This is a genomic window from Sodalis sp. (in: enterobacteria) (genome assembly GCF_051710625.1).
Taxonomy (GTDB): Bacteria; Pseudomonadota; Gammaproteobacteria; order Enterobacterales; family Enterobacteriaceae; genus JBPESN01.
This window is the reverse complement of record NZ_JBPESN010000082.1, coordinates 1-9,323: the sequence shown is the minus strand read 5'-3', so window position 1 is coordinate 9,323 and position 9,323 is coordinate 1. Positions and strand designations below refer to the sequence as shown.

The following is a 9,323-nucleotide window of genomic DNA, read 5'->3' as shown; positions in this document are numbered from 1 at the left end:
CCCCCCCGCCGGGGCGGGGGCGCCCCAGGGGGCGTCCATTGTGGCCCCCGGGGGGCCGAGGGGGGTACCCCCTGCCCCCGGGCCCCCCCCCGCGGCGCGGCCCACGGAGGCAGCACCAGGGTGCGGGCGGTGCTTTCATCGAAACCTATCGCCTGTGCCTGCTGCTGCATGGCTTCCATAAACAGGAAAAAATAGGCCGGCGCGCTGCCGGCGGCGGCGATCACGCCATTAATATCGCTCTCCTGCTTTAGCCAGCACAGTTTTCCCAACGCGCCCATTAACTGGGCGCTGAAGGCCCTATCCTCCTCGCGGGTCTGCGGCGGCGCGTATAGGCCGCTCATCCCTTGGCTCACCAGAAGAGGGTATTGGGCATCACCCGCACAATGGCGATATTTTCGCCCAGCAGCGCATAAAACCGGCTCACGGTAACACCTGCGGCAATGGAAAGCACCAGTTTGCCGGAAAAATCTATCTCCCCGCGCAGGGTGTCGCAGACCTGGGCGATCAACTGCGGCTTGACCGCCAGTATCACCACATCCACCGCACGCACGCCGCGCAGATTATCGCCGCTGTTTGCCCACCGTAACGCTCGGCCAACGCGTCGCGGTGGGTGGAGGAGGGGGCGCAAACCGTAATTAAATGCGCGGGATAACCGTTATCCACTAGTCCAGCGATGATGGCCAGCGCCATATTGCCGGCGCCGATAAAGGTGATGTTACGCTGTTGCATGCTATTCCTCGTTAAGCTGTCAGGTGACGACGGGAGCCTATTCTTTGGCGCCGAAAATCGCGGTGCCAATCCGCACCAGCGTACTGCCGGCGGCGATGGCCGCCGGCATATCGTCCGTCATGCCCAGCGATAACGTATCTCCGCTGGGGTGAACGCGTTGTAAGGCCTCATACAGGGCGGACATGCGCTTGAAGACCGCCAACTGGCGCTGGAAATCGTTTTCCGGCGCTGGTATCGCCATCAGACCGCGCAACCGCAGGCGCGGGCACTCGGTGATCAGCGCCGCCAGCGTCAACATCTCTTCGGGCGCGATACCGGCTTTGGTGGCTTCGCCGCTAATGTTGGTTTGAATTAACACGTTGAGCGGCAGCCGTACCACCGGCCGCTGATCGTTTAACCGCCGGGCCAACTGCGGGCGGTCCAGGGTATGGCACCAGTCGAAATTTTCCGCGACCGAGCGGCTTTTATTGGACTGTAACGGACCGATAAAGTGCCAGATAAGACCGGCGCCCTCTGGCCGCTCGCGGAACCAGGCAATTTTTTCCACGCTTTCTTGCACATAACTTTCCCCGAAGGCCCGCTGGCCTGCGTCGATGGCGGCTTCGATCGCCGTCACAGGCTTGGTTTTACTGACGGCGAGCAAGGTAATCTGCCGGGGATCGCGGCCGCAATCCTGCGCAGCCGTGCGGATTTGCCGATGAACGCGCTGTAGATTTTGCTCGATAATGCTCATGGTTTCAGGAGGTCATATGGAATTGGATAATCTGGTGGGCCATAGTGTAAAGCATAATGCCTCCGATCTGCACCTTTGTCCCGGCCGGGCGCCGATAATTTGCGTGGATGGTCTGCTGCGGCCGCTGGAAGCGCCGACGTTGACCGAGGGCGCTATCGCCGACTGCACCCGGCGCTATCTTGACGCCCGCCAGCGCCGTTTGCTTGCGCGCGGCGGCCAGCGTCTGCGCGCCGCCCTGCGCGAGGATCCCGACGTTGTCCTGCTCGGCGAGCTGCGCGATTGCGCAAGTATTGCGCTGACGCTCACCGCCGCCGAAACCGGCCATCTTTTGCTGTGCACGCTGCATGCCCGCAGCGCCAGCCAGGCGGTTGACAGGGTGGTGGATGCCTTTCCCGCGGCTTCAGCAGCATTTTGTCCGCATGTTGCTCGCCGGCAGTCTGCTGGGGGTCATGGCGCCGCACCAGCTGCGGCGCCCTGCGGGAGGGCGGATGAGGCTGTTTGAGCTGCTGACCATTACTCCCGCGGTACGTCATTTGATACGCGAAGGGAAAACCCATCTGCTGCCGGACTGTCGGCGCGCGAGAAACCGGCTTTCGCCCGCGATGTCCTGAAATAAACCGCGGTATCCGGCCTTATTGTTTTGCTTCTTGCGGGTATGACGCAACGCCCTCACGGCGCCGTGCCGCTGGGGGCCGTGTCGCCGTGGTTTGCTTTATAATTAGCCATTTTGCCAAGGATTGTTTTGCCTCTTGTCATGCCGTTTCGTATGCTGCTGCTGTCCCAGGCGCTGGATAGCGCTGTGGGAAGGGCAGCGGTATCGCGCTTCACAACAAGGAACTTGTACCAAATGAAAATCAAGCCATTATTTATAGCGGCGGCGTGTCTGGTGACGCCGTTTGCCGGCGTTGCCGGTCAGGCCCACGTTTGTCATTCCTCCACCATGAAAATTGACCTCAGCAAAGGCCCCGACAGTCACGAATTATCAGACAGCGTTGTTTTTAATTGCCCTGACGCCGGCAGTAAAACCATTCCAGCGCTGGCGCAGGACGGCTGGAAAATTGTTTCGGTGACCGAGCAGGGCGGACCTGATGACGATCCGGACGTGACCAATCTGTATTTTGAACTAGTGATCCAAAAAGATTAAGCCTCGTCGTCTGCCGGCGGCGGCCATTCCGGTCAGCCGCCGCAGTCCACAGCCGCCATGATGTTATCCGTTTGTGACCGCGCCCACTATAAGGTTGCTGATATTGCCACGCCGATAAAAAAGTTGGCAATGATCCGAAGGCGTTACGCCCGGCAAGCTCCCTACACTGACCTCTGCGTTTGTTGATCGTATTCCTTCATCACCGCTTCCTCGCAGTTCGACGACGGCGGCGATCTCACTTTGCAGACAAGAGCTTGTCCATGGGTAGTTCTATCGTGCTGGGGATCTTCTGGCATTTCATCGGCGCCGCCAGCGCCGCCTGCTTTTATGCCCCGTTCAAAAAAGTTCGTCACTGGAGCTGGGAAATTATGTGGTCCCTTGGTGGTTTCTTCTCTTAGGTGATCCTGCCCTGGGCCATCAGTTGGGTATTGCTACCGGACTTTTGGGCCTGTTACCGCAGTTTTCCGTGGGTACGCTGCTGCCGGTGTTCCTGTTCGGCGCCATGTGGGGCGTTGGCAACATCAATTACGGCTTGACAATGCGCTATTTAGGAATGTCGATGGGGATAGGAATTGCCATCGACATTACGCTTATCGTCGGCACATTATTGACGCCTCTGCTGCAGGGGAAATTCGGTGTCCTGCTCCACACTACCGGCGGACGGATTACCCTTCTCGGGGTGTTGGTCGCGGTCATCGGCGTGGGCATCGTCAGCTATGCCGGTTTGTTAAAGAGCGGGCGCAGGGTATTCGAGCTGAAGAATTTAACCTGAAAAAAGGTCTGCTGTTGGCGGTCGTATGCGGTTTCTTCTCGGCGGGGATGTCGTTTGCTATGGACGCGGCGGTGCCAATGCATGAAGCGGCAAAAAATGTCGGGATCAGCCCGCTTTACGTGGCGCTGCCCAGCTATGTGGTGATTATGGGCGGCGGCGCTATTGTCAATCTGGGCTACTGCTTTATCCGGCTCGCTACGCGCCGGGAAATATCCCTGAAGGCCGATCTTTCGGTCGGGAAATCACTGCTGATAGCCAATGCGTTGTTTTCGATTCTCGCCGGCGTCATGTGGTATCTGCAATTCTTTTTCTACGCCTGGGGCCATGCCAATATTCCCTCTCAGTACGCGTTCGTTAGCTGGATGCTGCATATGAGCAGCTATGTGCTGTGCGGCAGTATCGTCGGGCTGGTGCTGAAAGAGTGGCTCGGCGTCGGTAAAAAGCCCGTAAGCTAGCTGTGTATCGGCGCGCTGGTGATTATCCTAGCCGCCAATGTCGTAGGCCTGGGAATGGCCTCCTGAGTCGCAGGGCAAACGGGGCCGGCGTAAACGGCGAAGAAAGTATGATGGATAAATCAGCGGCTTAGGCGGCGGTGGCGTGGCGGTTACATAGAGTGACCGGCGTAAGTGGCGGCCTCGTCACTGACGTTTGGCACCGCCGGCGTAAGCGCGCATTAGGCGCGGCCTTGCGGGGTGGTCAACCGTCAGCCGGGACTGAGGACCTTCTGAAAACGCTGGCGGTATTGGCGCGGTGACAGCCCGTAGGCCTGGTTGAACACCACCGAGAAATAGTTACTGTCGTCGAAACCGCACAGCGAAGCGATATCGCCAATCGCCTGCTGACCGTGGCGCAACAGGTCCATCGTTTTGCACAGACGTAACTGGCGCAAATAGTGATGGATGCCTATGCCGGTATGCTGTTTGAACATCAGCCGCAAGGTGCGGGCGTTCAGACTGTACTGGCGGCAAAAATCTTCCAGGCGGAAGGGCGCGCTGATATTGACGCGCAATGCCGTCAAGAGCAAATCGAGTTGTTCGGCGTCGGAAATGTATGGGCTGTCCGGTGCGTGACGAAAACGTTTTGCCATGAGCGCCAACTGCAAAAACAGGGTTTCGCTCAACAGCAGCGCCAGCGCGTCGAATTTCATACATTCCTTGGACAGCGCATCGACGCGCTGGCGCAAAATCGCCATGCCGGGCGTACTTAAGCGCCAGTACTGGCGCTCTTCCGGCCCCGTTCCCCGGCCGGGGAGCAACGCCTGCCAATTAACGTTCAGGGTAAGCAGGTCGCGCCGGTACAACACATTATCCAAGGCCAAATCGTTGACCAACTCGTAACCGTGGCGATCGCGGGCGTTGATATAGAATACATCGCCGCAGGTGATGGGGTAGGGCACATCATTGAGGGTATGCAGACCATTGCCGCGCCACCAGACAAAGACAATTTCGTCAAACTCGTGGCAGTGCTGTGGAAAGGCGGGCTGTGCTCGGCGACGGTAACCGCGTTTTTGTCCATCAAAAAATAATCAGAAACGTGCAGCTTAAGGCCATTCATACCGTTATCCCCTAAGCTCAAAGGTAATAGAAGATAATGATATAATTCCATAGATAATTATCTAATGATCGTTGCAAAACGCATTTTTTGCCGGGGCGGCGAGGCTGGGGCATGACCCGGCGTCCTACCGCCCCGTGCCGACACTATTGCAGGCCTGCATCCCCCTGGCGCAGCATTTTCGGCGAATGGGAGAATTCACGTCGGAACTGCGTGGAAAAGTGATTACTGTCGCTAAACCCGCAGGCGTGCGCGATTTCCGTAATCGTTTTATCGGACTGTTTTAGCTGCTTACGCGCCTCCAACAGGCGTAGCCGGTTCAAATAGCGCTGGGGCGTCATCCCGGTTTGCTGTTTTAGCTGGCGGTACAGGGTGCGCAGCGGTAACATAAATTGATCAGCAAGCGTCAACCAGTCGACATTGTCGCTGAAGTTGTGCTGTAGCCAGCGTAACAGATCTTGCAGACGGCTGCTCACGGTTGCCGTCGCTGTGGGCCTGAAAACACCCCTGGCGCAGCACGATAAGCAACTGCAGAAATCGCCCTTCGCTAGCGGCGATATTCTCCGGCGACAGATCACCGCTCAGCGCGTCGAGAGTGTGAATCAATTGCTTGGCCTGCTGGAGTGAGGCGTGATTGACCTGCCAGTGAACCTGTCGCTCCCCCGGCCCTTCGCCCAGCAGGAACGGCGCGATATCCTGCAAAAAACGGAACCCGTTGGGCGCGCGGTACAGCACGTTAATCATGTTCAGTCGATCCACGCTTTTAAACAGGTGGTGGTCATCGGCGCAGACAAAACAGACGGTGCCGCTGCACAGCGTGTGGGGCTGATCGTTGAAGACATGAATGCCCGATCCGTTTTTCACCAGCACTATCTCCCAGATATCGTGATAATGCTCGGGAAAATCCCATTGCGGCAGGCGTGGTTCGATGGCAACCGTAGCGTCTGGGGAAACAAAAAAAGCATCACCATACAGTAATGTCATTTTAGGCACCTCAGCATGATACAGGGACCTTATCTTATGCCGCGATAACGCCGTCCGCCTTTAATTCCTGACCGTCAAACGCCCCATTGCGGTTTCTTTTCTAGGTTTTGCCCCCCGTTACCAAATTTGCGGAAAAGATCACAAGCCGACGCCGGGCGGCGGGTCGTTAAACGTGAGCAATATTACTTTTATGATCGGGTTCACATTCAATTTGACGATTTTGCCAGCCCGCGACAACTGGTGGCTGCCACCGGAAGGTGGCGCCCGCGGATCCCGCCTACACTGCCAGCCAGAGTAGTGACGAGGACAAGGTGTAGTGGCACACTGAATTTGGCCACCTGAACAGAGGTAATATGCTCACCTCAGAACAACACGGGTGCACCAATGAAAAGAAGAAATTTTAGTCCTGAATTCAAACGCGAATCCGCTCAACTGGTTGTCGACCAAAATTACACCGCCGCGCAAGCAGCAAAAGCCATGGACGTCAGTTTTTCTACGATGACGAAATGGGTAAAACAACTGCGTGATGAGCGACAGGGGAAAACGCCAAAAGCCTCTCCCATAACCCCGGAACAAATCGAAATACGTGAGCTCAAGAAGAAGGTGCAACGCATTGAAATGGAAAACGAAATATTAAAAAAGGCTACAGCGCTCTTGATATCAGACTCCCTGAACAGTTTTCGGTAATCGGGAAACTCAGAGCGCATTATCCTGTGGCCACACTCTGCCACGTGTTCAGGGTTCATCGCAGCAGTTACAAATTTTGGAAAAGTCGTCCTGACAGGCTAGACGGCAGGCGAACGGTATTGCGCAGTCAGGTTCATGAACTTGTACAGTATCAGCCATGGTGCCGCTGGCGCGAGAAGTATCGCCACCATGGCAACCCAGAGAGGCTTCTGGATGGGGCGCTGGCTCGCAGGGAGGTTCATGAAAGAGCTGGGGCTGGTCAGTTGTCAGCTACCGGCTCACAAATACAAACGCGGCGGCAATGAACACGTTGAAATACCGAACCATCTCAACCGCCAGTTCGCTGTAACGGAGCCAAACCAGGTATGGTGCGGCGATGTGACGTATATCTGGACCGGGAAACGCTGGGGATACCTTGCGGTTGTTCTTGATCTGTTCGCGAGGAAACCGGTGGGCTGGGCTATGTCGTTCTCCCCGGACAGCAGACTGACCATCAAAGCACTGGAAATAATGGTATGGGAAACGCATGGTAAACCAGCCGGAGTGATGTTCCACAGCGATCAGGGTAGACACTATACGAGCAGGCAGTTCCGACAGTTGCTGTGGCGTTACCGGATCAAACAAAGCATGAGTTGGCGTGGTAACTGTTGGGATAACAGTCTGATGGAGCGGTTCTTCCGCAGCCTGAAGACAGAATGGGTGCCGACAAAGGGTTACAACAGCTTCAGCGAAGCAGCTCATGAAATTACCGACTATATCGTGGGATATTACAGCGCACTCAGGCCGCATGAATATAACGGGGGGTTGCACCAAACAAATCAGAAAATAAATACTAGAAAAACGCTAACGCGGTGGCTAGTTTTAGTTGACCACTACATGCCGGTGGGCGCGCTCCGTCTCACGGTCATGAAAATCTCGCAGTGTGCCCTCGACGTTATCAATATTGCCGTTGTAAACCCCCGTTAAATATTGTAAGATGGTCGCGCCGCTTAATCTGGTTTTATCGGTTACCCTGCACTGGGTGTAGCCTGATCGCGCCATCAGCTGGAAAATACATTCTCGCGTTGTCATACAATATATCCTTACCGGTTATTACCGCCCTGCTTGATGTCGTGCTCATATTCATATTTAAACAAATACACCTTGTCTTTTTCGGATGCCGATACCTGGGGTATCAGCAGGCTGTAATCGCTCTCCCTGGGTGCATCAATCACCGAGCGTAATTCGTCTTTCGCATCCTGAATTTTGCTTCCGGCCAGTTTAATGCGACGCTTGGCGCGCGCTTCCAGCGCTTTTTCCACTCTGGAGACCGGCACCGGCGAGACAGTATTGCCATTCCACAGCGCAGTACAGAGATAGGCTCCGTCCATCTGGCGAATAATCACTTCATTAGGATTGTGGATATCGTAAGCCACCCGCACCGTCTGGCGATCTACCTCAATCAGCTCCCTGACAAGATACGGGTTATTCGGCAGTTCAACCCAACCGCGCTGGGCCACGCGTTTTTCTTCCGGCATAAACATCTCGCGCAACTCGCCTGGCGTCAGGTATTCAATGTTGTCCCCTTCCTCAGCCAGCAGGGCCTTGCGGTAAGCGGCCGGCGTCATCGATTTACCGTTGACCTTGGGCAGGGCGCTGTGCTCGTGGCTGTGGTTATAGCGCTGCACCTCCTCCTTGAGAGCGTCTATCAGCTACCGCCAGCTGGGCAACGCCAGCGTCTTTTGCTGCGTGGCGTTCAGCTCCTTCCCCTGACGTAAGGCATTCGACAGACTCAGCAGTTTTGCCCCTGCACCCGCGCCCCGTTGGGGTCAGCGCTTAGCCCGTTATAGGTCTGAAAGCGCAGGGCCAGCCTGCGTGGCAGCACGCCGTTCAGTCGCTCGATAATGCCCCGCGCCTGCGGGTTACCGGGGATACCGGTAATATGCTCAATACCCAGCCGGGGAAAAATCCCGGTGATATCCGCATCCAGCATCTTATTGGTCTCGCCGCCGCCGTTATCTGAGTAGGCAAACAGCGGCTTGCCGTGGTGCTGGATGGCATAACGCCACGCATCCGCTACCGCGATGGCGTTTTCTGCCAGTGACAGGCCCCAGCCCACCAGATAGCGGGTACGCCCGTCGAGCACCAAAGTCAGCTCCGGGGTAAAGGGTTGCCCGTGTATCGGATACGCCACTTTCATGTTCAGCGACTTGCCGTCGGCTATCCAGCAGCCATTTACCGGTATTTGCGCTTAATCCCGCTGCTGTGGTACACCCGATACGCCTTGAGCGCTGAGCCGGTGACCCGGCCCTTGACCCTTCGGTTGGGCGCAACCCGCTTGAGCATGCGATTGACCTTGTCGTAGGTCGGCAGGGCCGCTAGCATGGCAGGCTGGTCATGGTATTTACTCTGCCAGTCCGCCTGAAATACGCGGTAGGCTTCCAGCAGCGTCGGGCCACAGGGTCGGGCATAATGCGGTCAGAACAGGGCGTAGAACCACGTCATGTCCTCGGGGCACTGCTGTCTTCAGCTTCCCGGGAGCCAGTATCGCCAGACGCTCCTGGGGCCGCTCAGCACTGAAATAGAGACTCACTTATTCCTGTAGGCTGCTTTTGCCCACCCCTTGCCGGGGGTGCGGCCCTTTTTGGCGTTAGCCAGCGTGGCGGCGCGCTGCAGGGCCTCGGGCAATGTGCCGGCCTTTGACTCATCGACGATAAAGGTCACCGCCGCAATACGGGTCATGC

General features: G+C 56.7%; 6 protein-coding genes and 6 pseudogenes. 4 read left to right on the top strand and 8 right to left on the bottom strand.

Annotation, left to right across the window (positions count from 1 at the left end; genetic code table 11):
* Both ACTBDU_RS14690 and ACTBDU_RS14685 read right to left on the bottom strand, forming a co-directional pair.
* A pseudogene (locus ACTBDU_RS14690) lies at positions 1-729 on the bottom strand (pyrroline-5-carboxylate reductase); the annotation flags it as partial.
* Between the two features lie 37 nt (positions 730-766).
* Positions 767-1,462 carry a YggS family pyridoxal phosphate-dependent enzyme gene (locus tag ACTBDU_RS14685; protein WP_438806990.1) on the bottom strand — a complete coding sequence of 232 codons (696 nt, stop codon included), beginning with the start codon at positions 1,460-1,462 and terminating at the stop codon, positions 767-769.
* Between the two features lie 223 nt (positions 1,463-1,685).
* On the opposite strand from ACTBDU_RS14685, the pseudogene ACTBDU_RS14680 reads away from it, so the two are divergent.
* The 3 genes and pseudogenes from ACTBDU_RS14680 to rhaT all read left to right on the top strand — a co-directional run.
* Positions 1,686-2,028: pseudogene (locus tag ACTBDU_RS14680) on the top strand (ATPase, T2SS/T4P/T4SS family); the annotation flags it as partial.
* Between the two features lie 200 nt (positions 2,029-2,228).
* Positions 2,229-2,606: a hypothetical protein gene (locus tag ACTBDU_RS14675; RefSeq protein WP_438806989.1), complete on the top strand. Its 378-nt coding sequence runs from the start codon at positions 2,229-2,231 to the stop codon at positions 2,604-2,606.
* Between the two features lie 260 nt (positions 2,607-2,866).
* Positions 2,867-3,899 (top strand): annotated as a pseudogene (gene rhaT / locus ACTBDU_RS14670) (L-rhamnose/proton symporter RhaT).
* 182 nt (positions 3,900-4,081) lie between these two features.
* Here the strand turns inward: rhaT and ACTBDU_RS14665 are convergent.
* Both ACTBDU_RS14665 and rhaS read right to left on the bottom strand, forming a co-directional pair.
* A pseudogene (locus tag ACTBDU_RS14665) lies at positions 4,082-4,932 on the bottom strand (helix-turn-helix domain-containing protein).
* Between the two features lie 143 nt (positions 4,933-5,075).
* Positions 5,076-5,913: pseudogene (rhaS, locus tag ACTBDU_RS14660) on the bottom strand (HTH-type transcriptional activator RhaS).
* Between the two features lie 384 nt (positions 5,914-6,297).
* On the opposite strand from rhaS, the pseudogene ACTBDU_RS14655 reads away from it, so the two are divergent.
* A pseudogene (locus ACTBDU_RS14655) lies at positions 6,298-7,436 on the top strand (IS3 family transposase).
* A gap of 25 nt (positions 7,437-7,461) precedes the next feature.
* Here the strand turns inward: ACTBDU_RS14655 and ACTBDU_RS14650 are convergent.
* The 4 genes from ACTBDU_RS14650 to ACTBDU_RS14635 form a co-directional block, all read right to left on the bottom strand.
* Complete coding sequence (locus ACTBDU_RS14650; protein ID WP_438806988.1) at positions 7,462-7,671, bottom strand: hypothetical protein; 210 nt, start codon at positions 7,669-7,671, stop codon at positions 7,462-7,464.
* An 11-nt stretch (positions 7,672-7,682) separates the two neighbouring features.
* Entirely contained in the window at positions 7,683-8,267 is a 585-nt protein-coding gene (locus ACTBDU_RS14645) for a Mu transposase C-terminal domain-containing protein (protein ID WP_438806987.1), read from the bottom strand.
* Positions 8,268-8,371: 104 nt separating this feature from the next.
* A complete protein-coding gene (locus ACTBDU_RS14640) occupies positions 8,372-8,779 on the bottom strand; it encodes a hypothetical protein (RefSeq protein WP_438806986.1) in 408 nt (135 codons plus the stop codon).
* 35 nt (positions 8,780-8,814) lie between these two features.
* Entirely contained in the window at positions 8,815-8,964 is a 150-nt protein-coding gene (locus ACTBDU_RS14635) for a hypothetical protein (RefSeq protein WP_438806985.1), read from the bottom strand.
* Positions 8,965-9,323: the final 359 nt, after the last annotated feature.

What these genes read in the sequence shown, in the direction of transcription:
- ACTBDU_RS14685 (WP_438806990.1), bottom strand. Translation starts at nt 1,462, where the DNA reads ATGAGCATTATCGAGCAAAATCTACAGCGCGTTCATCGGCAAATCCGC.
- ACTBDU_RS14675 (WP_438806989.1), top strand. Translation starts at nt 2,229, where the DNA reads ATGCTGCTGCTGTCCCAGGCGCTGGATAGCGCTGTGGGAAGGGCAGCG.
- ACTBDU_RS14640 (WP_438806986.1), bottom strand. Translation starts at nt 8,779, where the DNA reads ATGAAAGTGGCGTATCCGATACACGGGCAACCCTTTACCCCGGAGCTG.
- ACTBDU_RS14635 (WP_438806985.1), bottom strand. Translation starts at nt 8,964, where the DNA reads ATGCTAGCGGCCCTGCCGACCTACGACAAGGTCAATCGCATGCTCAAG.
- ACTBDU_RS14650 (WP_438806988.1), bottom strand. Translation starts at nt 7,671, where the DNA reads ATGACAACGCGAGAATGTATTTTCCAGCTGATGGCGCGATCAGGCTAC.